Annotated in this window: 23 protein-coding genes and 1 pseudogene; 16 read left to right on the top strand and 8 right to left on the bottom strand. The window is 67.3% G+C overall.

Translation table 11 applies throughout. From position 1 onward, the window contains the following. Positions 1 to 304 precede the first annotated feature (304 nt). From A3ES_RS0110880 to solA, 4 genes are read left to right on the top strand one after another with little or no spacing between them, the layout of a single operon-like run. On the top strand, positions 305 to 1,180 hold the full coding sequence (locus A3ES_RS0110880) for an ABC transporter substrate-binding protein (protein ID WP_020386836.1): 876 nt from the start codon (positions 305 to 307) through the stop codon (positions 1,178 to 1,180). Then, positions 1,180 to 2,034: an amino acid ABC transporter permease gene (locus tag A3ES_RS0110875; RefSeq protein ID WP_020386835.1), complete on the top strand. Its 855-nt coding sequence runs from the start codon at positions 1,180 to 1,182 to the stop codon at positions 2,032 to 2,034. Before A3ES_RS0110880 ends, A3ES_RS0110875 begins: the two co-directional genes overlap by 1 nt. Next, positions 2,031 to 2,789, top strand: coding sequence for an amino acid ABC transporter ATP-binding protein (locus tag A3ES_RS0110870; protein ID WP_020386834.1), 759 nt, complete (start codon positions 2,031 to 2,033; stop codon positions 2,787 to 2,789). The genes A3ES_RS0110875 and A3ES_RS0110870 overlap by 4 nt, the downstream gene beginning before the upstream one ends. A gap of 10 nt (positions 2,790 to 2,799) precedes the next feature. After that, the gene (gene solA, locus A3ES_RS0110865; protein ID WP_020386833.1) at positions 2,800 to 4,005 is read left to right on the top strand and encodes an N-methyl-L-tryptophan oxidase; all 1,206 of its coding nucleotides are present in this window, start codon (positions 2,800 to 2,802) and stop codon (positions 4,003 to 4,005) included. Here the strand turns inward: solA and A3ES_RS0110860 are convergent. Further along, positions 3,917 to 4,516 (bottom strand): TetR family transcriptional regulator, encoded by a 600-nt coding sequence (locus tag A3ES_RS0110860; RefSeq protein ID WP_202806481.1) that lies wholly within the window; start codon positions 4,514 to 4,516, stop codon positions 3,917 to 3,919. The genes solA and A3ES_RS0110860 overlap by 89 nt on opposite strands. Positions 4,517 to 4,587: 71 nt before the next feature. Here A3ES_RS0110860 and A3ES_RS0110855 point away from each other — a divergent pair, with 71 nt between their 5' ends. Then, positions 4,588 to 5,280, top strand: a complete 693-nt coding sequence (locus A3ES_RS0110855; protein ID WP_020386831.1) for an alpha/beta fold hydrolase — start codon at positions 4,588 to 4,590, stop codon at positions 5,278 to 5,280. Positions 5,281 to 5,798: 518 nt separating this feature from the next. Here the strand turns inward: A3ES_RS0110855 and A3ES_RS0110850 are convergent. Next, entirely contained in the window at positions 5,799 to 6,740 is a 942-nt protein-coding gene (locus A3ES_RS0110850) for an acyl-CoA desaturase (RefSeq protein ID WP_020386830.1), read from the bottom strand. 224 nt (positions 6,741 to 6,964) lie between these two features. Between A3ES_RS0110850 and A3ES_RS0110845 the strand changes: the two genes are divergently transcribed. Then, complete coding sequence (locus A3ES_RS0110845) at positions 6,965 to 8,011, top strand: fatty acid desaturase family protein (RefSeq protein ID WP_020386829.1); 1,047 nt, start codon at positions 6,965 to 6,967, stop codon at positions 8,009 to 8,011. Between the two features lie 103 nt (positions 8,012 to 8,114). Next, a complete protein-coding gene (locus A3ES_RS46855; protein WP_020386828.1) occupies positions 8,115 to 8,495 on the top strand; it encodes a GntR family transcriptional regulator in 381 nt (126 codons plus the stop codon). 57 nt (positions 8,496 to 8,552) lie between these two features. Here the strand turns inward: A3ES_RS46855 and A3ES_RS0110835 are convergent, their stop codons facing one another. After that, positions 8,553 to 9,293: a DUF4097 family beta strand repeat-containing protein gene (locus tag A3ES_RS0110835; protein WP_272944610.1), complete on the bottom strand. Its 741-nt coding sequence runs from the start codon at positions 9,291 to 9,293 to the stop codon at positions 8,553 to 8,555. 152 nt (positions 9,294 to 9,445) lie between these two features. On the opposite strand from A3ES_RS0110835, the gene A3ES_RS0110830 reads away from it, so the two are divergent. Next, positions 9,446 to 10,198 carry a GbsR/MarR family transcriptional regulator gene (locus tag A3ES_RS0110830; RefSeq protein WP_020386826.1) on the top strand — a complete coding sequence of 251 codons (753 nt, stop codon included), beginning with the start codon at positions 9,446 to 9,448 and terminating at the stop codon, positions 10,196 to 10,198. Here the strand turns inward: A3ES_RS0110830 and A3ES_RS0110825 are convergent. Continuing rightward, positions 10,195 to 10,725, bottom strand: coding sequence for a hypothetical protein (locus A3ES_RS0110825; RefSeq protein WP_020386825.1), 531 nt, complete (start codon positions 10,723 to 10,725; stop codon positions 10,195 to 10,197). The genes A3ES_RS0110830 and A3ES_RS0110825 overlap by 4 nt on opposite strands. A 559-nt stretch (positions 10,726 to 11,284) precedes the next feature. Here A3ES_RS0110825 and A3ES_RS57020 point away from each other — a divergent pair. After that, positions 11,285 to 11,605 (top strand): annotated as a pseudogene (locus A3ES_RS57020) (GNAT family N-acetyltransferase); the annotation flags it as partial. Here A3ES_RS57020 and A3ES_RS0110815 read toward each other — a convergent pair. Beyond that, a complete protein-coding gene (locus A3ES_RS0110815; RefSeq protein WP_083933342.1) occupies positions 11,590 to 12,255 on the bottom strand; it encodes a class I SAM-dependent methyltransferase in 666 nt (221 codons plus the stop codon). The pseudogene A3ES_RS57020 and the gene A3ES_RS0110815 sit on opposite strands and share 16 nt — an antisense overlap. A gap of 115 nt (positions 12,256 to 12,370) precedes the next feature. Here A3ES_RS0110815 and A3ES_RS0110810 point away from each other — a divergent pair, with 115 nt between their 5' ends. The 3 genes from A3ES_RS0110810 (at position 12,371) to dapB (ending at position 15,243) form a co-directional block, all read left to right on the top strand. After that, positions 12,371 to 13,066 carry a class I SAM-dependent methyltransferase gene (locus tag A3ES_RS0110810; RefSeq protein WP_020386822.1) on the top strand — a complete coding sequence of 232 codons (696 nt, stop codon included), beginning with the start codon at positions 12,371 to 12,373 and terminating at the stop codon, positions 13,064 to 13,066. Between the two features lie 208 nt (positions 13,067 to 13,274). After that, entirely contained in the window at positions 13,275 to 14,126 is an 852-nt protein-coding gene (locus A3ES_RS0110805; protein ID WP_020386821.1) for an EamA family transporter, read from the top strand. A 301-nt stretch (positions 14,127 to 14,427) separates the two neighbouring features. Beyond that, positions 14,428 to 15,243, top strand: a complete 816-nt coding sequence (dapB, locus tag A3ES_RS0110800) for a 4-hydroxy-tetrahydrodipicolinate reductase (RefSeq protein ID WP_020386820.1) — start codon at positions 14,428 to 14,430, stop codon at positions 15,241 to 15,243. Between the two features lie 246 nt (positions 15,244 to 15,489). Here the strand turns inward: dapB and A3ES_RS0110795 are convergent, their stop codons facing one another. Beyond that, on the bottom strand, positions 15,490 to 16,131 hold the full coding sequence (locus tag A3ES_RS0110795; protein WP_020386819.1) for a response regulator transcription factor: 642 nt from the start codon (positions 16,129 to 16,131) through the stop codon (positions 15,490 to 15,492). Beyond that, the gene (locus tag A3ES_RS51175) at positions 16,122 to 18,008 is read right to left on the bottom strand and encodes a sensor histidine kinase (protein ID WP_083933340.1); all 1,887 of its coding nucleotides are present in this window, start codon (positions 18,006 to 18,008) and stop codon (positions 16,122 to 16,124) included. The genes A3ES_RS0110795 and A3ES_RS51175 overlap by 10 nt, the downstream gene beginning before the upstream one ends. A gap of 155 nt (positions 18,009 to 18,163) precedes the next feature. On the opposite strand from A3ES_RS51175, the gene A3ES_RS0110785 reads away from it, so the two are divergent. The 4 genes from A3ES_RS0110785 to A3ES_RS0110765 all read left to right on the top strand — a co-directional run bounded on the left by A3ES_RS0110785 (position 18,164) and on the right by A3ES_RS0110765 (position 20,930). Continuing rightward, on the top strand, positions 18,164 to 18,751 hold the full coding sequence (locus A3ES_RS0110785; protein WP_020386817.1) for a hypothetical protein: 588 nt from the start codon (positions 18,164 to 18,166) through the stop codon (positions 18,749 to 18,751). Positions 18,752 to 18,779: 28 nt separating this feature from the next. Further along, entirely contained in the window at positions 18,780 to 19,097 is a 318-nt protein-coding gene (locus A3ES_RS0110780) for a hypothetical protein (protein ID WP_020386816.1), read from the top strand. 583 nt (positions 19,098 to 19,680) lie between these two features. Then, positions 19,681 to 20,706 carry an urease accessory protein UreH domain-containing protein gene (locus A3ES_RS0110770; protein WP_157630449.1) on the top strand — a complete coding sequence of 342 codons (1,026 nt, stop codon included), beginning with the start codon at positions 19,681 to 19,683 and terminating at the stop codon, positions 20,704 to 20,706. A 2-nt stretch (positions 20,707 to 20,708) separates the two neighbouring features. Beyond that, complete coding sequence (locus tag A3ES_RS0110765) at positions 20,709 to 20,930, top strand: heavy-metal-associated domain-containing protein (RefSeq protein WP_020386813.1); 222 nt, start codon at positions 20,709 to 20,711, stop codon at positions 20,928 to 20,930. A 122-nt stretch (positions 20,931 to 21,052) separates the two neighbouring features. On the opposite strand, the gene A3ES_RS46840 is transcribed toward A3ES_RS0110765, so the two are convergent. Then, entirely contained in the window at positions 21,053 to 22,405 is a 1,353-nt protein-coding gene (locus A3ES_RS46840) for an MFS transporter (protein ID WP_475008780.1), read from the bottom strand. Positions 22,406 to 22,485: the final 80 nt, after the last annotated feature.

The following is a 22,485-nucleotide window of genomic DNA, read 5'->3' as shown; positions in this document are numbered from 1 at the left end:
CAGCTTAGAACAAGTTGCCAGGTGGTCAGGCCAATCCATCAACGTTCATCTAGGCGGCAAACCGGAAAGCGCATCCCTGTTCCGTTCGCCCGGTAGCGCGGCGGAAATGAGCTGCTGTCCTTGGTCTACTGCGGGTGTGATCGCGCCAGGAAGTCGTACTCGCCACCGCCCTCTGCGCCACCTACTTGCCGCCGGGATCCTCCTTCTGACCACCGCCGCGTGCGCGGATCCAGTCCCCCTCTCAACCACGGCCGGGCCGCCGAGGCCCACGTCCTCCACGTCGGCGCCGCAGGTCGCACGGCTGGTGCCCGACGCCTTGAAGAAGAAGGGCACCCTGGTCCTCGCGACGAACGCGCCGTACCCGCCCCTGGAGTACTTCGATCAGGACAACAAGACCCTGATCGGCTACGACATCGACCTGGGCACGGCGATCGGCACCGCGATGGGCCTGAAGGTCGAATGGAGGAACATCTCCTTCGACTCGATCATCCCGGGGTTGCAGGCGGGCAAGTACGACGCGGGGATGGCCGGCTTCAGCATCGAGCACGAGCGACTGAGCACTGTCGACTTCGTCTCGTACTACCTGTCTGGCGGCGGCTTCCTGATCAAGCAGGGCAGCGGGCTCAAGGTCGGCTCGTTCGCGGACCTGTGCGGCTACCGGGTCGCCGTCCAGAAGGGCGTCAGCCAGGTGGCCGCGCTCAGCGACCAGAGCAGGAAATGCCAGTCCTCGGGCCGGAAGCCGATCACCATCCTGCAGTTCCCGGACCAGAACATCGTGGTCCTGAACCTCACCACCGGCCGTGCCGACGTGGTGGTCGGCGACAAACCGCAGGTCGAGTACGCCGCCGGGCACGCGGACGGCCTGTGCGTGGTCAGCACCTACCAGACCGGGCACAGCATCGCGGGCATCGCCGTACCCAAGGGACACCAGGAGCTGGCCGCCGCTTTGCAGGCCGCGATCGACCACTTGATCAAGACCGGTACCTACGCGCGGATCTCGACTACCTGGAAGACCGGAGTCGAGGGCGCGGCCTTGTCGGCGGAGTACCGGAAGATCAGCGAACCGTGGGGTGTCGGACCCGACGGGACGATCGAAAGGTCCTTGATCTTCACGGATCCCGCTGCCATTCCGGCCGGGCATTCCTACTACCACCAGCCCGTGCGCGAAGGCTGTCAGTGATGGACTCTTCGGCGAGCGACGATCGGGGCGAGCTGGAGATCCGGGCGATTCCGGCCCGGCATCCGTGGCGATGGGCGGGTGCTGCCCTGGTCGTCCTGCTGGCCGCGATGCTGGTCCGATCGTTTCTGACCAATCCCCGGTACGAGTGGGATGTCGTGTTCTCCTGGCTGCTGGCCAGGACCATCATCCGAGGCCTGCTGCTGACGCTGGCGCTGACCGCGGTGTCGATGCTGGCCGGCATCTTGCTGGGCGTGCTCCTCGCGGTGATGCGCGGTTCGCCGAACCGGTTGCTGTCCGGTGCCGCCGGCAGCTACATCTGGTTCTTCCGCGGTACGCCGTTGCTGGTCCAGCTGGTGTTCTGGTTCAACCTGAGCGCGCTCTATCCGCGGATCGGCCTCGGGATCCCGTTCGGCGGACCGGAGTGGGCCTCGCTCGACGCCAACGCGCTGATCTCACCGATGACGGCGGCATTCCTCGGACTCGCGCTGAACGAGGCGGCGTACCTGGCCGAGATCGTCCGGGCCGGGATCGTCTCGGTGCCGGCCGGCCAGGTGCAGGCAGCGGCCGCGCTCGGGCTGACCCGGCGCAAGACGATGCGCCGGATCGTGCTGCCGCAGGCGATGCGGGTGATCGTCCCGCCGACCGGGAACCAGACCATTTCGATGCTCAAGACCAGTTCGCTGGTCAGCGTGCTGGCCATTCCGGAACTGCTCTACAGTGCGCAGATCGTCTATTCGCGGACCTTCCAGACCATCCCGCTGCTGATCGTGGTGAGCATCTGGTATCTGCTGCTGACGTCGGCGCTGACCGCGGTCCAGGGACGGATCGAGCGGCGGTACGGGAGGTACGCATGACGTTGCTGCGGGCCGAGCGGGTGTTCAAGAACTACGGGGCGAACGAGGTGCTGAAGGGTGTCGACCTCGAGGTCACGGCCGGCCAGGTGGTTTGCCTGCTCGGTCCGTCGGGGTCGGGGAAGAGCACCTTCCTGCGCTGCATCAACCACCTGGAAAGGATCCGGTCCGGCCGGATCTGGATCGATGGCGAGCTGATCGGCTACCGCCAGGCCGGCGACAAACTGTACGAGCTCGACGAGAACGCGATCAGCAGACAGCGCGCCGAAGTCGGCATGGTCTTTCAGGACTTCAACCTGTTCGCCCACTACACCGCGGCCGAGAACGTGATGGCAGGCCCGGTCCTGGTCCGCGGCGAGGACCGGCGCCGGGCGCGCGATCAGGCTGTCGGCCTGCTCACCCGGGTCGGACTCGCCGACAAGCTCGACGCCTATCCGCGGCAGCTGTCTGGTGGCCAGCAGCAACGAGTGGCCATCGCCCGGGCGCTCGCCATGCGCCCGAAGCTGATGCTGTTCGACGAGCCGACCAGCGCGCTCGATCCCGAACTCGTCGGCGAGGTGCTCGAGGTGATGCGCGCGCTCGCCGACGACGGCCAGACGATGATCGTGGTGACCCATGAGGTCGGCTTCGCGCGCGAGGTCGCGGATCTGGTGGCGTTCCTGGATCAGGGTGTGATCCTCGAGCTGGGCCCGCCTGCCGAAGTACTGGCCAACCCTGCCAATCCCCGGACCCAGGCCTTCTTGTCGAAGGTCCTGTGAGGAGGCTTTCTTGAGGTACGACGTCGCTGTCCTCGGACTCGGGGCGGTCGGCGCCTCGGCGGCCTGGCGTGCCGCCGAGCGCGGCTGCTCGGTGATCGGGTTCGAGCAATTCACTCCCGCACACGCCCGCGGGTCGTCACACGGCGGCTCGCGGATCTTCCGCAAGACGTTGTTCGAGGGGATCGAGTACGGCGCGCTGGTCGATCGCGCGGAACTGTTGTGGGGCCGGCTGGAACGTGAGTCGGGGGCTGCGCTGTTCCGGCGTACCGGTGGGGTCTGCATCGGTGCGGAGGATGGTGAGCTCGTCCGGGACGCGGTGCGGTGTGCGGCAGCGGGTGGGGTCGAGGTGGAGTTGCTCGACGCGGACGCGTTGGCGGCGCAGTACCCGCAGTTCGCGGTGGCGGCCGGCGACATCGGCGTACTGGAGCCGGGGGCCGGCGTACTCGATCCTGAAGGGTGCATCCGGGCCGCGCTCGAACTCGCCTCGGTGGCGGGCGCCGACTTGCGTTTCGAGACCACGGTGACCGCGTTGGATCACGATGATGACGGCGTGCGGATCTGGGTGGGCGCGGAGAGCTTCACCGCCCGGCGCGCGATCGTTGCGACGGGTGCGTGGTTCACGGATCTGCTCCCGGAACTGCCGCTACGCGTGCAGCGGTCGGCATCGGTGTGGTTCGCCGGCGAGGATCGAAGTGCCTTCGGCCCGGACCGCTTTCCTACCTTCGTCTGGGAGAGCGACGGACTGGACGGGTGGGGCATCCCGGACGTCGACGGGCGAGGAGTGAAGGTCGGCGCCGGGCCGTCAGCGCCGAAGCCGTGGCTCGATCATGCTTCCGCCAATGACTATCCGATCGGGCCGGCCGACACCGATCCGCCGGAGGACTTCGTCCGGCGCGCGCTCCCTGGCCTCACTCCGAAGGCGGCCGCTGCCGTGGCCTGTATGAACTCCAAATCGCCCGACGGTGACTTCGTGATCGGTACGCCGCGATCGGCGCCGTCGCTGGTGCTCACCGGCGGATTCTCTGGCCACGGCTTCAAGCATGCTTCAGCTGTCGGCGACATCGCCGTCGACCTCGCCACCGACGGTACGAGCGAGATCGCTCTCACCCGCTTCTCCCCCGATCGGTTCAGCGAGGCTCCAAGTCGAGGGCGAGCTGGAGCTGGCGGGTCCACCAGCGCAGCTGATTGGCTGGGTCGCTTGCGGCGGCGCCGGTGAGGCCCGCGCTGCGGCGGAAGGCGCTGCCATAGAGCGGCTCTGTCGCCATCGCTTGGTGGAGGGCCGCGACGGCGAGCCGCGTGTCCTCGAGAGACGCCTTGGACGGCCGGAGCTCATGGAGAGCCTCTACGACCGGGTTCAGCATCCCGCTGCCGTGCTCTCGCCAACCGGCCGCATGCAGCGCGATCGCCAGCTCGCCATAGCCCTGCCGGTACAGACCGGCGAGTGCCTCAACAAGCTCAAAGAGGTCGGCACCCTTCTCCAGCCACGAGTTCAAAGCTTCCTGTACGGCGGCTCGCAGCTGACGTCCACCGTGTCGCAGCAGTTCGCGCAGCAGGTTGTCGCGGCTCTGAAAGTGGTGCGTCACGCCAGTGTCGGTCATGCCGACCCGGGCGGCCACGGCGCGAACCTGTACGGCGGCGACGCCTCCCTCGGCCAGCAACGCCGCAGCGGCGTCGAGAATCAGAGCGCGAGCCTCCTGCGGTGTTCTCCGAATGCGCTCTGCCGCCACAACACCTGACCTTACCTTGACCCGCCAAGGCAACCGCGCTTACCTTGACACCTCAAGGTAGAGGAGGCGAGATGCCCGAGGTCACCCTCACCCGAGGCGACGTTCAACTGCGAGGCACAGCAACCGGCAACGGCCCAACCGTCCTACTACTCCACGCCGGCGGCGAAGACCGCAGCGTGTGGACACCAATCGCGGCGATCCTAACCAAGCACCAGCTACGAACGCTGGCCTTCGACCTACGCGGCCACGGCGCCAGCACAGGACAAGCAAACACGCTCCAACCGATCGCAGACGACGTCACCGCGATGATCCACAACGAGCCACCACCAGTCATCGTGGTCGGCGCCTCCCTCGGCGGCCTGGCCACCATCGCCGCCCTCGCCAACCCACCCACAACCCAAGCTGTCGCCGGACTGATCCTCGTCGACGTCGTACCCAACCCCGACCCGGCCCGCGTTCGCACCTGGCTCGACGACCGCGGCCTCCGAGACCACCGCACCGACCTCGTCGAGGACATCCTCAACCACAGTCACGAACTACTGACAACAGCTACGAAACTCGACCTACCAGTCCTGCTTGTCCGCGGTGGGCCGACCTCCCCCCTCACCGACGCCGAAGTACACCGCTTCCACGCCCTCATCCCCACCCTCACCATCACCCAGATCCCCACCGCAGGACACCTGATCGCCCACGACGCTCCCGACCAACTCGCCCACATCATCACTAACCAGGCGTCGGCGTGGCTCACTGAACACAGCACCTGACGCTATACGCGCGTTGTTCCTACCGACAGGACGTAGTGCCTGTACTGCGGCCGGCCGCCGCCCGCGTGAGCGTAACGCCCGCCCGAACGGCCGACTACGTCCTGTCGGTCGGGACAGCCAACCGGTCGCTGCCGAGCCAATCCATCGCTAATACAACCGGCGGTGGCGGAGACGAGGGGTGAGATTCGTCTCCAGCGGTCCCGGTGAGCCTGGGAGCGTTTAGCTTGGCCTCGTGGAAGTCCGCCTGCTGGGGCCCCTGGAGGTTGGGTCGGGGGTCGCCGGATTGCGATCCTTCGCCGGCGAGAGCGTTGTCTGTTGGCGATCCTTGCCATCGAGCAGGGGCGGAGCGTGCCGGCGGATCGGCTGGTGGACCTGTTGTGGGACGGCAGGCCGTCGCCTGCCGCGGCCACGCACCGGCGCTGACCCGTGCCCTCGCCAACCAGTCGGCCCTCGAAGGTGTCCGCGACCCCGCCTGAACAGAACCCCTGCCTTGAGGATGCGGTCGATCCGGTCCACTTCTAAGCGGCTGCCACGCGCTTTCTCTCAAGGCGTTCCGGGTCGGGCCACTTGACGTCGTATGCCCAACCAAGCTGTTCGAAGCGCCGGATGTAGCAGGCGTTGATGTCGACCTGTCCCTTGAGCACACCATGGCGTGCGCACGTGGGGTCGGCGTGGTGGAGGTTGTGCCACGACTCGCCCTGACTCAGGATGGCCAGCCACCAGACGTTTCCCGACCGGTCGCGGACGGTGAAGGGTTTGTTGCCGGTGACATGACAGATCGAGTTGATCGAGAACGTCACGTGGTGCATCAGCGCGATCCGGACCAGCGTGCCCCAGAAGAAGCCGGTCGCGGCGCCGTGCCACGATCTGTCCCACAGCCCACCGATGACCGCGGGGGCGAGCACGGAGATCGCCACCAGCGCACGGAAGAGCCGCGAGATCGACACCATGTCGCGGTCCTTCAGGAGGTCCGGAGCGTAGCGTTTCGGGTCGGCGCGATCCTTGCCCCACAGCACCCACCCGACGTGGGCGAAGATGAACCCCTTGGTCACCGCCCAGGCGGAGGTGCCGTAGCGCCAGGGCGAGTGAGGGTCGCCATCGCGGTCGGAGAACTTGTGGTGTTTGCGGTGGTCGGCCACCCACCGGATGACCGGGCCTTCGAGCGCCATACTGCCGGCCACGGCGAGGGCGACCTTGAGGCCACGCTTGCTCTTGAAGGCGCCGTGGGTGAAGCCCCGGTGGTAGCCGACGCCGATACCGGTGTTGGTGATCACGTAGAACACCACCAGAAGAACGATGTCGTGCCAGCCGATCCAGCCGCCCCAGGCGAAGAAAATCCCAGGCAGGAGCGCGACCGTCGGCACGACGATGAAAACCCAGATGAGCCCACGCTCGAGCCTGCCGCCGACGGGCTGGAACTCGCCCGGAGGCGGATCATCGTCAGGTACTGCAGAAGTCATGTGGTCCCCTTCAGGCCGGCGCTGCACTACCCAGGTTCCCCTAACCTCGATCTCTATTCCGGCCCACGCCCGACGCCGGGAATACATCCGCCGTCGCTGACGTTGAGTTCGGTAGGGCGACGGATCTTGATGTGCCGCACGACGGCATCGGCCGGCGCCGCTCAACGGTCTGTGTTTCCCGCCCGGACCTCCCCATTGCGAAGGACCTCTCCTTTATGGCACCCATGAGTGCCCTGCTCGACCGGCCCACCACCACCCGTCCCAAGTCCAAGGGCAGCGACTTCACACCGCTGCTTCGCGAGATCAAGGACTCTGGGCTGCTGCAACGCCGTACCGGCCGTTACCTGGACTCGATCGCGGTGAACCTGCTGTGCCTGGCCGCGGTCGTAGCCGGCCTGATCCTGCTCGGCAACTCCTGGCTCGTACTGCTCCTCGCGATCCCGGCCGCACTGTTCACCACCCGCGCAGCGTTCTTCGGCCACGACGCCGGTCACCAGCAGATCGGCCGCTCCCGGCGCCTCCACGACGCGCTCGGGCAGTTGCACGCGAACCTGCTGCTCGGGATGAGCTATGGCTGGTGGAACGACAAACACAACCGTCACCACGCCAATCCCAACCACACCGACAAGGACCCCGACGTCGCCGCCGGCGTACTCGTCTGGACCCTCGACCAAGCCGAAGGCCGTACCGGCCTGCACGGCTGGCTCAGGTGCCACCAGGCCCGCATCTTCTTCCCGCTGCTGACCTTGGAAGGCCTCGCGCTGAAGGTGTCCAGCATCCGCTACCTGGCCGGTCGCCCGGTTCGCGAAGCGTGGCTGGAGCTCAGCCTGATCGCCGCACACCTCACCCTGTACTTCGGTGGGCTGCTGCTGATCATGTCGCCGCAGAAGGCGATCGTGTTCGCGATCCTGCATCACGCCTTGTTCGGACTGCATCTGGGCAGCGTGTTCGCGCCGAACCACAAAGGCATGGAGATGCCCGGCGCCGACACCCACTGGGGCCACCTGGAAAAGCAGGTCCGCACCTCCCGCAACGTCAACGGTCACCCGGTCACCGACTGGATGATGGGCGGCCTGAACTACCAGATCGAACACCACCTCTTCCCGAACATGCCCCGCGCCAACCTCCGCCACGCCCAAGGCGCCGTCCGCGCGTACTGCCAACGAATCGGCGTCCCGTACCTGTCCACCACCATCATCGACTCGTACACCCAGGGCCTACACCACATGCACGCCGTCGGCCACGAACTCCGCGAACCAGCCACCGCCTAACCAGCGGAGCTCCAGCCCATCAATGTCCCGGAGTTCGGCTCGCTGCCGCGCTCACGCGCCCCCGCCGAGCATCCCATTGATGGCCTGGAGCGCCTGACGCCAAGTGCGAATCGCCCGCCAGCGGCTCGTCGACGGTGAACCGCTGTCGCTGGAGATCATTCACGTCCTGGACGAGCTCGTCCCGTCGCTCGATCTCGGGGCGATCGAAACCGGATCGTTCTACGCCCTGCTGCGCGAGCAGTACGGCGTACTCCCAACGGACGCCGAACAGGTCCACGAAGCAGCCGCAGCGGATGCCACCGAGGCCGGCCTCCTCGGACTGACCGAGGGCGCACCGATCCTCGTCCTCGAACGAGTGACCCGCGACCAGCACGGCCGGCTCTTCGAGTACACCCGCGCGGCCTATCGCGGTGACCGCTACCGCGTGACGAGCCACTTGTCCCTCACCGAACAGAACCAGACCGAGACCATCCCAGATCCCTGAGGATCACCAGCTGGTACGTGATCTGCCGCCACTCAGGCCCTCCTTAAAGGCTGCGTGTTACAGGCTGCGGGCGGTGATGTCGCCGTGGTCGGTGGTGGCGTGGATGGTGAGGCCGGCGGTGGCGCCTTCGGTGTTCTTCAGCGAGTTGCTGACCCGGCCGTAGCTCGTACCGGCGTCGAGCGAGGCGGAGACTCCGGGGGCGGCGTCGACCGTCACGTTGCCCATCACGGTACGCAGTACGAGCTTGCCTGCGGTGGCCTCGGCGACGTGGATGTCGCCCTTCTGGGTGCTGATCTCCGCGGACCCGGTCAGACGGCCGACCGTGACGTCACCGGCCAGGGCGGCTAGCCGCATGCTCGCGGCCTCGTCGATCTTGACCTCGCCGTTCGCGCCCTCGCAGGCGACGTCGCCGAGCCGTCCGACACCCCGGAACTCGGCAGCGCCCGCCTTGGCCTCGACGCTGGAACCGGTGGGCAGCTGGACCGTCACCTCGATGGATCCGGACGCGCCGAGGATCTGATTCTTCCCCTCCGGGGCCACGATCCGCAGTACGCCGTCGCTGAACTCGACCTTGGTCTGCTCGGCGGCCTTCACGTCGCGGCCCTTGGAAGCGTTGGCCGGCCGGACCTCGACGGTGGTGTCGGCCCGGTCAGCGGCGATGACCTGGATGCGCCCGGCGGGGATGTCCACGACGGCGGTGATAGCGGCGGGGGTCTCGAACTTCTGCATGATGTTCTCCTGGTCTCTGTTGTTGTTTCTGATATCGAGAACGCTACGTTGCGTTTGTGAATCTGACAACTGCTTCGTTGCGTAGAGACTGCATATGCGCAGGTCAAAGGCTATATTTCGTTGCAACAGCCATGAACCAAACGCAATGCTGCATCGCCGTCAGCGTTGCATCAGGCAGCGGCGAACGCTACGCTGGCGGCCTTCGAAGAAGGGGGATCCCGGTGTCGGGAGGCAGACTCACCCAGCAGGAGCGTCAGCAGATCGCGCTGGGGCTGGCCGACGGCCTCGCCTACGCGGAGATCGCCCGGCGTCTCGACCGCCCCACCTCGACGATCACGCGTGAGGTGATGCGCAGCGGCGGCCCCACCTCGTACCGCGCCGACCTGGCCCAGCGTGCCGCGGAGCGCCGCGCCCATCGGCGCGCGCAAACGCCACCCCGGGAGCAGAGAGCGCTGGCGCAGGGCCACGGGCGGGACGACGAGGCCGTGCGGGAGTACGAGGAAGCGTTCACCACCCTGCTGATGCAACAGGGCCTGCCCAAGATGATGGCCCGGGTGCTGACCTGCCTCCTCATCGCCGACGCGGGCAGCGTCACCGCGGCCGAACTGGTCCAGCACCTCCAGATCAGCCCGGCGTCGGTCTCCAAGGCGATCACGTTCCTCGAAGCCCAGGGCCTCCTCCGCCGGGAACGCCGCGACGTTGGCCGAGACGATCGCCACCGCGAGCGCTACTTCGTCGACGACGACGTCTGGTACCAGTCGACGATCGCCAGCGCCCGCGGCAGCGCCCAGATCGCCGAGACCGCACGGCAGGGCGTCAGCGTCCTCGGCGCCGGTACTCCGGCCGCCGCGCGCCTGGAGAACATCGCCCGCTTCAGCGACTTCATCAGCGAGAGCATCCTCCGCGCCGCCGAGCAGGTCCGTGAAGTCCTCCACACAAAACCCGCGGACGGCACGAGTTCAGATCGCGGCTAGTCCTTCGTTTGTGGCTTGCGGGGACGGAATAGCGAGCGGAACTTCGGGTCGTACTCCAGCTGCGTGTACCCCGAGGAGTGAACTCCCAGCGCGACGGCTCCCACGGCCAGGAACACGATCCCGGCAACCATGGACATATGCCAGAAGCCCGCCGTGATGCCGACGTACGCCGAGCCTTGAGCCACCGACTTGGCCACCTCGACAGCCAGCGACTTGCTCACCCGACGACGAAACGCCTCCTGCCGATTCAGCATCAGGAGCGCGGCGAGCAACGGGATCGAGACAGCGATTGCGATCACGCAAACCATCGCCGACGGATCCAGCGAATCCTCGGTCAAGAACGGCTGCACCACCACCAGCCCGGCGCCCACCAGCCCGCCGTAAATCAGATTCGACTGCCGGATCCACTCCTCCTGAACCACCGGGTCAGCCGCGGCATCTTTGACCTCCTGCCGAATCCGCTCGGCCTCAGCTTCAGCCTCGACCTCCACCAGTCGCGCCTGCTCAACCGTGAAGTCCTCGTCCATGCGCCCCATCCTCCCTGGAGCCAGGGCCCAGGCCCAAGACCCGGTGGCAAAGCGGTTCGGGGGAGGTACCACGCTGACGCCGACCCGCAGGCAGGTGCACGGACAAGCGCGCGGACCGCCGCGCACCCACACCCCGCTCCCAACGCCCCGACACACCGAGGGAAGCGCTTGCTACCCGAAGACGGGTATGCACGGATGTCCGGCCCCTTCCCGACATCGGCCGGAGGGCTACGTACCGGCGTACGCGGCCAAGCCCGAGCCAGGCGGGCCAGATCACCCTTCATCCATGCCGGCCACGCCGGTTTGCGGCTTACCGATGGCGGATTCTGGGGCCGATGGCGCGCTGTAGCAGGCTATTGGCCCCATAGGGCGCTATCGCGCATACCGGAACGCCCGTGGTTTGGGAATTGGCAACACCGCCTGACGACCGCAGGCATACAACTCGAGCAGGGCCCAGTCCCCGGGAACCGGAGCCTCGGCCCAATCACCAGCGTCTACATCCGCACCCCGACGCAAACCTCATAGAGATCAGCGTCTACACCGTGGCCTAAGCAGGTCTCGAACCCTCCACGACCCGGACCTGAACCGGTACGTCGTCGTCGCAGAGGACGTCGGCGCCATCGTCGGCTACATCGCCTGGAACCTCAACCCAGCAAGGCGCCACGGCGAAATTGACATCCTGGCAATCGCCTCGAGTCACCGCAGGCATGGACTCGGCAAGACCCTCTGCGAACACGCCTTCACAGCCCTGAAGAACCGCGGCGTCGAAGTCATCGAGATCGGCACCGGTGGGGATGAATTCCACGCACCGGCCCGCGCCCTGTACGAAAGCCTCGGCTGCACGCCCTTCCCAGCAACCAGGTACTACAAAGAAATCTGAGCTCGTTGGGCGACGAGCACCAAGGAAGGAACGCCGGCCACGCTCTCGGTAAGCCGCAGTTCGGCCACCGGATCGAGGCCGGCCTTCCCTAGAATGGCCCAGAGCTCATCGGGCTGCCACAGATGAGTTGTCCAGCTGACCGGTACTGCGCCGTACGCCTCGGTCCGTACGATCTCGCCGTCCCCCAGGTGGGTTCCGATGATGAAATGCCCACCCGGAACCAACGCCCGGGCGAAGGACTCGATCACCGAGGGAAGAATGTGCCGCGGCAGATTGAACAGCGACCACCACCCAAGAATCCCCCCGAGCGACGACTCCACCAACTCCAACTCGGTCGCCGAAGCAACGTCAAACCGCAGCCCAGGATGCAACCGCCGAGCATGCTCGATCATCCGCGCCGACAGATCGACCCCGGACACATCGAGCCCGCTCTCGGCCAGATACGCAGTCACGCTTCCAGGACCACACCCCACATCCAGTACCGGCCCAAGCCCCCGCACCGCAGCCGCGAACCCGTCGATCGCCGTCCGCAACCAGGGATATGCCGTGATGTCACCAAGATTCATCTCGACGTAGTTGTCAGCGACACGGTCATAGGAGCTCCGCACCAACTCAAGATCAACAGGTTGCTCGATACGCAAGGCATTCATAGCCCCGGATGCTAATTGCCACCCGGTGCAACCGACCTCCGGCCGACACCCGGTCGACGGTTCGGCAGGCGCCGTGCCTACGGTGATTCGATTGAGGCGCCGAGAGGAGTTCGCTATGACACGCATACTGAAGCCGCCCGCGCGCTATGACGGCCTCGCCGACTGGTACGACGAACAAAACGCCGCCGCGGCCGACGCCAATCGCTCCCCTCTGATGGATCTGCTCGGCCAGGGAGTCGGCCTGTGCCTGGATCTCGGCTGCGGTACCGGCCAGAATCTGCAGACGCTGCGCGCCACCGGACGCACCGTCATCGGCCTCGAGTACTCCGCGGACCAGCTGCGTCTCGCCCGACCACGCACCGCCTGCGGGGAGGCCCTTGTCCAGGCCGACGCCGCCACTCTGCCGTTCGCCGACGAGGTCTTCACAACTGTCGCGGTCCTATGGCTTTCCACCGACGTCGACGACTTCACCTCGGTACTCCGCGAGGCCGCCCGCGTACTGCGTCCGGGCGGCGTCCTGGCGTACTACGGGGCCCACCCATGCTTCAACGGCCCACACACCGAAGCCCGCGACGATGGCCGGCGCATCATCCACCCGACGTACCGCACCGCCGGCCCACATCCGCCCGCGCCCTGGTGGGGCAAGGATGGCATCCGCCAACGCCTCGGCATGCGACACCTACCACTCGCCGACCTGCTCAACTCACTCACTGCAGCAGGCCTGAGCATCACCCAGGCCGCCGAGCCACGCAACGATCCGGTCCCATGGGTTCTGGCACTGCGTGCAGAAAAACGACCGCAGAACGCATAGCGTCGGCGGGCCTCGTACCTGCAGCTCGAAAACGGTTCGGTGGTCGGGTCGGCGGGTTGCTAGGGTCGCGAACATGCATCGAATCATCACTCCGCCGGCCGCCGCTTAGCGGACGGCCAACCTCAGCGCGCCCAGGGTTCTGACCTGGGCTTCTTTGGGCTGTTCGCAGACGCCCCGATCTCTTCCTGCGAACACCGTGGAGTGTCTGATGCATCACCGTCTCGCGCCGTCTTCGGCGCGTGGTCTCCTGTACGTCGCCCTGGCCGGAATCGCCTGGGGCACTGGCGGCCCCACCGGCGCCCTGCTCCTCCAAGACAGCGGCCTGAACTCGACAGCGATCTCCTTCTGGCGCCTGCTCAGCGGTGCCATCTGGCTCGCAGCCGCCTGCCGCCTACTTCGGCGGGGCCGGATCGCCCGCCAGTTCGCGGCCGCCCCACTGCGCTACCTCCTCAGCGGCCTAGGCCTGGCTGTCTGCCAACTCGGGTACTTCGCCGCCATCCCACGAGTCGGCGTCGCCGTCGCCACCGTCATCTCACTCGGCGTCGGCCCACTCTTCATCGCTCTGGGTGCTCGCGAACGCATCACCGGCACGCTGCTACTCGCAGTACTCGGGCTGGCCCTTCTCATCTCCGGCGGTGGAGGCACCGGCGGCGCATCGATCGCGGGCATCGCCTTCTCACTCCTGTCAGGGGCCGGCTACGCGCTCACCACCCTGCTCAGTCGCGATCAGCAAGACCCCATCACCAGCGCCTTGCTCGGCTTCACCGCCGGCGCACTCATCTTGTTGCCGTTGGCAATGACAACAGGAATCACCCCAGCACCGGACAGTTGGCCTCTGCTCGCGTACTTCGGTCTCGTACCGACCGCACTCGCCTACGCCTTGTTCTACACCGGACTCAGAGCGATCCGCGCGTCCACGGCCGCCGTCATCGCCCTGATCGAACCACTCCTAGCCGCACTCATCGGCGTACTCGCGTTCCACGAGCACCTGACCGCTCTCAGCCTCACCGGTGCAGCCGTCCTCCTCGCCGCAGTCCTCCTCCAAGCCCGCCGCGAGTAACTGGTAAAGACATAACCATGACACTGGTCAAGACCGGCGACGCCACCGTCCCGGCCGCAGAGCCCTCATACGCCGAATCCTGGCCCCCTTGTGCCGCCGCTACATGACCAACGGCATGACCAAGGCAACCCAACTAGCAGAGGAGACCGCCCGAGGCCGATGACCCCGACCATGTGAGCGATTCAGACCATCGTGCCCAGTTCTTCCCGACGAGCAGTGCGCGCGGACATCAGTGGAGCGTCGACCGCAGGTCTTGCTGAGTCGCGGACCCGCCGAGTGACCCGCCACGTAGGGTCTTGTCATGACGAATGTCTGTTTCGCTGGCATCACCGGCTGGACCGCGCCGCCGATCGTCGCCGCGATCGCGGCCTCCGATGACCTGACGCTCACCGCCGGAGTGTCCAGGTCGGCGGCCGGTCAGGACCTATCGACGGTCACAGGCTCGACCGCCGCTGGATCGATCTACGCGACGGTCGCAGAGGCCCTGCGATCAGCTCCGGTGGACGTGGTGGTGGACTTCACCAGTGCGGCCGCCGTCAAGACGAACGTGGTCACGGCGATCGAGGCCGGCATCCATGTCGTGGTGGGGTCGAGCGGACTGACCGCTGCCGACTATGCGGAGCTCGACCGTACGGCGCGCGACCGTGCCGTCGGCGTGATCGCGGCAGGAAACTTCTCTGTGATGGCGGCTGTGTTGCTGCGTGCCGCGTCGATGGCTGCAGAGCATCTGGAGCACTGGGAGGTGCTCGACTACGCCAGTGACCAGAAACCCGATGTCCCCAGCGGCACGTCACGGGAGATTGCTGAGGCCCTCGGAAGTGTGCGCCGGCCCAAGGCGGCGATCCCGCTCCCGGAGCTGCACGGTCCGGTCGAGGCCCGTGGTGCCGAGGTTGGCGGCACCCGGATCCATTCCGTCCGGCTACCCAGCTTCGTGGTGACCACCGAGGTGGTGTTCGGTGCACCAGGGGAACGACTCGTGATGCGCCACGATCCCGGTTCTACCGCGGAGCCGTACGTCGCCGGAACTCTGCTGGCGATTCGCCGGGTCGCCGATAAGCCAGGACTCCGAAGAGGACTCGGCTCGCTGCTGTTCGGCGACCGTGAGGCCGGCCGATAGCTGTTCCTCTGACGCTGACAGCGAAGACTTCAGGACGCTCGGGCCGAGCGCACCTGCACAACCCGAAGTTCACAGCGGACGGCAACCCCGGTGCGACCTCGGTCTCCGGACAAGGCCGCCACGGTCACCTACGACATCGCGAGCGGCCCCGTGCCGCGGCGCCAAGTGCAGCCCATCACTGGCTACGACCCCTACAACTAGCCCGCGCAGCCTGCCAGGCAAACGTATGACGCCGCCTGCGCGGGTTCATCGTGTGGTTTGGAGGTATGCCAGGACCGCCAGCACTCGCCGGTGGGAGTCGTTGGACTCGGGGGCGTCGAGCTTGGCCAGCACGTGCGCCACATGGGCCTCGACCGTGCGCGGGCTGAGCACCAGCCGGTCGGCGATGCCGGCGTTGTTGAGGCCTTCCGCCATCAGAGCCAGCACATCTCGCTCCCGTTCGGAGAGCCGGTCGAGCGGCCCCGGTCCGCGCTGAGCGACCAGCGCGGAGACAACCTGAGGGTCCAAAGCCGACCCACCGGCCGCAACCCGCTCGGCGGCCGCCATGAACTCGTCGACCTCGAGGACACGGTCCTTGAGCAGGTAGCCGAACCCTGGATGCGGGACCAGGTCGACGACGTGGTCGGTCTCGACGTGCTGCGAGAGCAGGAGTACGCCCGGCGGATCGTCGCAGGCCTTGAGGCGCCGGGCCGCGACGAGCCCTTCGTCGGTGAAGGTCGGTGGCATCCGAATGTCGAGGACGACAAGATCGGGCCGCCCAGAGGTCACGAGCTCGTCGAGGCCCTCGGCCGAACCGGCCCGGCCTACGACCTCATGCCCCGCGTCAGTGAACAACCGGGCGAGGCCCTCGCGAAGCAGTGCCTGGTCCTCGACCACGATCACTCGCATGGCAGTCTCGCCTCCACTCGGGTCCCGGCACCGGCCGGCGAGTCCACCGTCAGGGTGCCACCGCGGGCGAGAACCCGGTCGGACAGTCCAAGCAGGCCGGACCCTCGACCGACCTCGGCCCCGCCACGGCCGTCGTCGCCGATCACGACCAGCAGGCTGTCGCCATCACGGCTCACCTCGACGGTGAGGGCGGCGGCCGCGGCATGCTTGACCGCGTTCGTCACCGCTTCGCAGGCGACGAACCAGGCGACCGACTCCAGGTCCGGACGGAACCGCTCGGAGGTTGTCCGCACGGTGGTGGTGACCGGCGTACGGGCAGCGAGGTCCCGCAGGGCCGCACCGAGACCCGACTCCAGGGCGGCCGGCCGGAGGCCCCCGGCCAGGGAGCGCAACTCACTGATGGCGTTGGTGATCTCGGCGACCGCGCCATCCAGATCCCGGCTGACGTCCTCGGACGGGTCGTCCCGCAGCCTGTGCTGGACATGCCGCAGTCCAAGCCCGATCGCGACCAGCCGCTGCTGGGCGCCGTCATGGAGGTCGCGGGCGATCTGGTGGCGCCCCTCGTCGGCGGCGGCGACGACGCGCGACCGGGACGCCGCGAGCTCGACGAGTTGATGCCGAAGCTGGCCCTGGAGCGCCGCGATCTCGATCGCCAGCCGCCCCGCATCGGTGCCGTCGGCGACCAGACCGGAGTCCTCGACGCGGTGGATCACGACGGCAGGGCCCGCCGGCAGCGCAGTACGGCCGGGAGGGACGTCGTACGCCGAGCGCGGTCGGAGTACGAGTTCGAGATCAGGGTCGCCTACTGCCGACCGCAGCGCCTGTACGACGTCGTCCGCCGCGGCCTCACCTCGGCGTACCCGGTCGACGAAGTCGGACATCGCCTGGCGCACCTCGTAGCGAGCACGCCGGAACCGGCGGTCAACCGCGTTCTGCAACCGCTCGCGCAACGGTCGGAAGGCCACCGCCACGAACAACGCTCCGAGCGCGGCCGAGGCGGGTGAAGCGAACACCAGACCCGCCATCAGCACCACCGCGGCGTAGCCTCCGAAGAGCGTCACTGTGAGCAGCACCCAGCTGACCGTGCGGCTGACCACCAGATCGATGTCGTACAGGTGGTAGCGCAGCAGCGCGACGCAGGCTGCGATGGGGAGCAGCGGAAAGGTAAGGGCGACGAACACCTGGATCGGCGGCCACGTGGTCCACAGTGCCGACGAGACCGGCAGGAGGACGCCGAGCACCCCGGCCGCAAGCAGCACCCACTTGATCTGCTGACGCTCGACGCCGTGAGATCGCCGGAAGCGCAACGCCAACGCCACCACCGACAACACGAGGCTGCCGCCGATCAGGGCCGCCCCGACCGCGAACATCAGACCGGTCGGGATGTCGTCGCGGGCGAAGGGGTTCACTCCCGACTCGAACTCGCTTCCCAGCACGGGGTTGAGCGACCAGCCCGGGATGGCCAGCGCGGCACCGACCGCCCAGCCGATCGGGACCGCCCACCAGCGCCGGCCGGGCAGCCGCCCATCCGGGAACAGCAGGAACAGAGCCCAGAGGCCCGCCCCGGCGATGATCCACGACGCGAGCGCGGTCAGCTGGGCAAGGTCATCGAGCGGCCATCCATTGACGGCCGCCCGCTGGCCGTACGCCAAGGCAGCGTCCGAGACCGCGGCGTTCCAGAGCGCGAAGCCGGCGAGCAGCCATCCGATCACGTGCCGGGGATGGCGCCACACGATCAGGGCGCCGGCAACGGCCTGGGTGACGGCGTACACCGCGTAGGCGACACGGACGACGGGCGAGTCGGTGGCGAGGGACACCGCGGCCACCTCGCACGCCACAGTAAGCGCCACGACGGCCACGACGATTCCCCTTGCCATGGTGCGAGTGTGGCAGCAGAACGTCGGGTGTGGGAGCGGGTTCGGCCTTGTTCGCGGTAGGTGCTGGCACGTAGTGCGAACGCGGGTCTTGACCGATGTGTGAAGCCGGGCCGAGGTCGACGCTGGACCTCACAGTCCCCGAACCGGAGGTCACCATGTCCACCCAGCTCACCCCGACCCGTACTGTCGTCACGCCCCTCGTCGCGGGCGGCCTTCTCACCCTGGTCTGCGGCGTTGCCGTCCAGGCTCTCGTCATCCCGCTCACGGATGTCTCCGACGACCGGTTCTCCTACCCGTGGTCGCCGGCTGCTCTCCTCTGGGTATCCCTCCTCTACGCCGTCTTCCACGTGCTCATCGCCTATGGACTGTGGGCTGTACGCGACCGAGCCGGCACCCGGGCAGGCCGGGGTGGGCTAACGCTGGCGGCGGGCGCCACGCTGCTCCTGTTCGCGGGTGAGATCGCGAGCATCCCGCTGCGCGATCGGCCGCTGGACGACGCGACCGTCGGCCTGGCGACCGGGCTGCTCTTCGGCCTCGGGACGCTGGTCTCCGCCCTCGCCATGCTGGTGGCGGGCATCGCCGAAGTACGGGCCCGTCGATCGCCCTTCAGCATCGCCGTACTTGCTTCCGGCCTGGTGACGGCGGCCCTGCTCGCGCTGATCCTCACGCCCGTGATGGCGCTGGCGATTGGCATCTACGGAGCGTCGATTGCCGTCGTTGGCTTCACCGCCCGCAACACCTGAGCTCATTCAGTACCAGGAGCGTGTCAACATGTCCCGATCCCAGCTTGCACAGCTCGCCGGTTTCATCGGTGTTGTCGGTGCTGTCGTACAGATCGCGTACGGCGTAGTCGCACTCGCGGTCGGGCACCCGGCTGTCGACCGTCTCCTGCCCCTCGTCGTCCTCCTCGCCGGCATCATCGCCGCATCCTTCTACACCCCAGCACCCGCCGTACACTTCCCCCTCCTCGGCCTACTCTGGGGCCCCACCTGGCTCTACCTCGCCACCACCACCCTCGGGCAACCGCAACCCTGCAACAGCCCGCACGACCAACTAGATCCAAGACCTCTCGGCCAGGTCTTGCCGTAGTGGGCGTCCTTGGTGATGACCGCGTCCAGGGTGGCGGCGGTGGCTCAAGAGGGCGCGCATTGAGGTCCATGCATCTAGTTGATCTACGATCTGGGGCATGTCCGCGGCGGTTCGGGTGTCGGCTCAAGCGCGTTGGGCGCTGATGGCATGCCTGCTTGCCCTGATCTGCTTTGCGGGTAGCGGTTGGTCGCCCTCGCACGAAGAGTCCTCAGTGCCGATGGCAACGATGGCTGGGATGGAACAGCACGGCGAGCCGACGATGGATCTCGCCGATCATCACGGGCACGAGACCACACGCCATTGCATGGACACCAGCCAGCAGTGCCACCCGGCCACGCCGGACAGCGGGTCGACGCCTGCTCCGCTCGGGGATCTCCTGGTCAACGGGAAGATCGCTATGCCAGCGACCCCGACGTGTGCTGTTCGTGTTGACCAGCCGGCGGCTAGACCGCCCGACATTCATCAACTCTGTGTGAACCGGACCTAGCAGCTGACCCAGCACCCCCCGTGGGTGCTATCTCGCCCTGCATCGTCCGTCATCACCGCGGTATCAATACCGCGGCACACAGAAGGATCCTGCCTGATGGCTAGTTCCATGACCTTGTTCGTCACCGGCCTCACCACCGGTCTCCTGGCGGGTGGCGCCTCCTGCGCCGCAGTACAAGGCGGTCTGCTCGCCAGCGCCGTCACCCGCCGCCACGACGCTTTGTCCAACGAGAGCCACCGCCACGTCGGACCATTCGCTCCCGTAGGCGCCTTCCTCGGCGCGAAGCTCATCTCCCATAGTCTGCTGGGCGCAGCACTCGGCATCGTGGGAGCTGCGATCCAGCCGAGCCCTCACGTACAGGCGTTGCTACTTATAGCGGCGGCGCTGCTTATGGTGCTTTTCGCGCTAGACCTGCTCGGGGTCTCCGCCGTACGCCGCCTTGTCCCACACGCACCGACGGCGTGGGGCAAGCGCGTCCGCCGATCCGCCAAGTCCAGCAGCGCCACCGCACCTGCAATCCTCGGATTCCTTACCGTCCTGATCCCCTGCGGCGTCACCTTGAGCATGGAACTCGTGGCCATCACCTCCGGTTCGCCAGTTGCCGGCGCGGCGGTGATGGCGGGATTCGTCCTGGGCACAGGGCCACTCTTCGCCGTCATCGGCGTGGTACTGCGCTCTACCGCGCGCCTCTGGCAGGGCAGGCTCAGCATTGCCACTGGCGTCGTCATCCTCGCGGTAGCGCTCTGGACCCTCACTTCCGGCATCCGACTCGGCGGCTGGTGGCCAGATGGCTCCACCACCTCAGCGGCGAGCGCAGTACCGGCAGACACTGTTCGTACTGCGCCCGACGGCCGCCAACTCGTCACCATCCAGGCCCGGAGCGACGGGTATCAGCCCGAGATCGTCACGGCCAAGGCCGGGATCCCCACCACCCTGGTGATCGCCACGAACAACACCGGCGGCTGCGTGCGATCGCTCGTGGTACCCGATCTGGACAAGCAACTCGTCCTCGAGCCGACCGGCGAAGCCACCATCGACATCGGCACACCGAAGCCCGGCACTCTCAGCTACACCTGCGGGATGGGCATGTACCGCGGCCGCGTCATCTTCCAGGGAGCCTGACTGTGGCCACCGAACTCATCTTCGAAGTCACCGGAATGCACTGCTCCAGCTGCGGACTCCTCGTCGACGACGCCGTCGAGGACGTCCCCGGCGTCACCTCATCCACCACCGACGTACGAACCGGCCGCACCACCGTCGAGATCGCCTCACCAGGCGTCGACCCATCCGCCATCCACAACGCGATCACCAGCACCGGCTACAGCGCACGCCGCCTCACGCACTAGGCCGGAGGTCCTGGTTGTCCAGTGGCGCTGCGATGACCGGATGTGACAGCGAAGCGCCGGCCTGACCCTGTGCTGCGTGGGTCTGGCCGGCGCGTTGGCTCCGATCGGGGTCACACCTGGATTCACTTCAGCACATCTGCGGTCTCCTTCTTGTTGGTGGGCTTGGCGGTGCGCAGTGTTGCGGCGGCGAGGATCGCGCCAATTGCGGCGATGACGGCGGCGCCGAGGAATGCGGCGGAGTATCCGTCGGTCAGCGCGCCGGGGTCGCCTAGCTGGTCGGCGCCGGCTGCCGCGGCGACCGCCGTCATGGCGGCCAGGCCGAGCGCCGAGCCGATCTGGTAACTGGTGTTCACAATTCCTGAGGCAAGTCCTCCTTCTTCGGGCCGCGCCGAGGAGAGCGCGATGCCCAGGCTGGGAATGAAGGCGAGCGACATACCTGCCGCTGCGATCAACGAAGCCGGCAGCACGTCGACCCAGAAGGACCCGGTGGATCGGATCAAGGACAGGCCGGCCAGCCCGGCGGTGAGCACCGTCATGCCGGTGACCAGAGTCCGCTTCGGACCGAAGCGGGCGATGAACCGGGGCGCGACGACGATCATGCCGAGCATGATGAAAGTTGTCATCGGCAACAAGGCGGAACCGCTGGGGAAGGCACTCAGGCCGAGCACCTGCTGCAGATAGAGGTTCAGGAAGAACCACATCGGTACCCAGGCAGCTCCCAGCAGCAGTTGGGCGACATTGGCCGCGGCCAGGTTCGGGGCGCGGAAGATCGCGAGCCGCATCAGCGGTTCGGAGCGACGGGCCTGCACCGCCACGAAGGCAACCAGTAGCGCGACAGCCGCCGCTCCGACCAGCAGCGTCTCGCCGCTCGCCCAGCCCGCTTCCGGTGCGCGGACGATCGCATAGACAGCGGCGCCGATCCCGCCCGTGGCAGTCAGTGCGCCTACGAGGTCAACGCTTCCGCGGCGAGCGACCGCGGCCGGCATGAGGGCGGGAGTGGCTAGCAGTACGGCGATTGCGATCGGGATGTTCAGGTAGAAGACCCATGGCCAGCTCGCGTACTCGGTGATCACGCCACCGAGAAATACTCCGGCCGTGCCCCCGGCCGGTGCCGCGGCGCCATAGAGGGCCAGCGCCTTGGTCAACTCCTTCGGCTCGGAGCCGAACAACATCATCAACAACGTGAGCGCCGATGGGGCGATCAACGCCGCGCCAACGCCCTGAACCGCCCGGCCAGTCAACTCCAGGCCGACGCCGTTCGCCGCGCCGGCGAGGACCGATCCGGCGAGCAGGACGATCCAGCCGGTCGAGAAGATCCGGCGTGCGCCGAAGAGGTCGGACAGCCGCCCGCCAAGGAGCAGCAGGCCGCCGAACGCGACCACATAGGCATTGAACACCCACGACAACGCCTGTGGNGNGAAGCCAAGATCCGNCCGTATCTCNGGNAGCGCGACTCCGATGATCGACGTGTCCATGATGACCATGAACTGCGCCGCGGCGATCAGACCGAGCGCCCACCAGCGACGCGACGCCGAACGCGTGACTCCAGCTGTAG

The organism is Kribbella catacumbae DSM 19601, from assembly GCF_000372465.1.
GTDB lineage: Bacteria > Actinomycetota > Actinomycetes > Propionibacteriales > Kribbellaceae > Kribbella > Kribbella catacumbae.
This window is presented reverse-complemented; position numbering and strand designations above follow the sequence as displayed.

Excerpts from the sequence above, each read along its gene's own strand:
- A3ES_RS0110875 (WP_020386835.1), top strand. The coding sequence starts at position 1,180 with ATGGACTCTTCGGCGAGCGACGATCGGGGCGAGCTGGAGATCCGGGCG.
- A3ES_RS0110870 (WP_020386834.1), top strand. The coding sequence starts at position 2,031 with ATGACGTTGCTGCGGGCCGAGCGGGTGTTCAAGAACTACGGGGCGAAC.
- A3ES_RS0110855 (WP_020386831.1), top strand. The coding sequence starts at position 4,588 with ATGCCCGAGGTCACCCTCACCCGAGGCGACGTTCAACTGCGAGGCACA.
- A3ES_RS0110850 (WP_020386830.1), bottom strand. The coding sequence starts at position 6,740 with ATGACTTCTGCAGTACCTGACGATGATCCGCCTCCGGGCGAGTTCCAG.
- A3ES_RS0110845 (WP_020386829.1), top strand. The coding sequence starts at position 6,965 with ATGAGTGCCCTGCTCGACCGGCCCACCACCACCCGTCCCAAGTCCAAG.
- A3ES_RS0110825 (WP_020386825.1), bottom strand. The coding sequence starts at position 10,725 with ATGGACGAGGACTTCACGGTTGAGCAGGCGCGACTGGTGGAGGTCGAG.
- A3ES_RS0110815 (WP_083933342.1), bottom strand. The coding sequence starts at position 12,255 with ATGAATGCCTTGCGTATCGAGCAACCTGTTGATCTTGAGTTGGTGCGG.
- A3ES_RS0110810 (WP_020386822.1), top strand. The coding sequence starts at position 12,371 with ATGACACGCATACTGAAGCCGCCCGCGCGCTATGACGGCCTCGCCGAC.
- A3ES_RS0110805 (WP_020386821.1), top strand. The coding sequence starts at position 13,275 with ATGCATCACCGTCTCGCGCCGTCTTCGGCGCGTGGTCTCCTGTACGTC.
- dapB (WP_020386820.1), top strand. The coding sequence starts at position 14,428 with ATGACGAATGTCTGTTTCGCTGGCATCACCGGCTGGACCGCGCCGCCG.
- A3ES_RS0110795 (WP_020386819.1), bottom strand. The coding sequence starts at position 16,131 with ATGCGAGTGATCGTGGTCGAGGACCAGGCACTGCTTCGCGAGGGCCTC.
- A3ES_RS51175 (WP_083933340.1), bottom strand. The coding sequence starts at position 18,008 with ATGGCAAGGGGAATCGTCGTGGCCGTCGTGGCGCTTACTGTGGCGTGC.
- A3ES_RS0110785 (WP_020386817.1), top strand. The coding sequence starts at position 18,164 with ATGTCCACCCAGCTCACCCCGACCCGTACTGTCGTCACGCCCCTCGTC.
- A3ES_RS0110780 (WP_020386816.1), top strand. The coding sequence starts at position 18,780 with ATGTCCCGATCCCAGCTTGCACAGCTCGCCGGTTTCATCGGTGTTGTC.
- A3ES_RS0110770 (WP_157630449.1), top strand. The coding sequence starts at position 19,681 with ATGGCTAGTTCCATGACCTTGTTCGTCACCGGCCTCACCACCGGTCTC.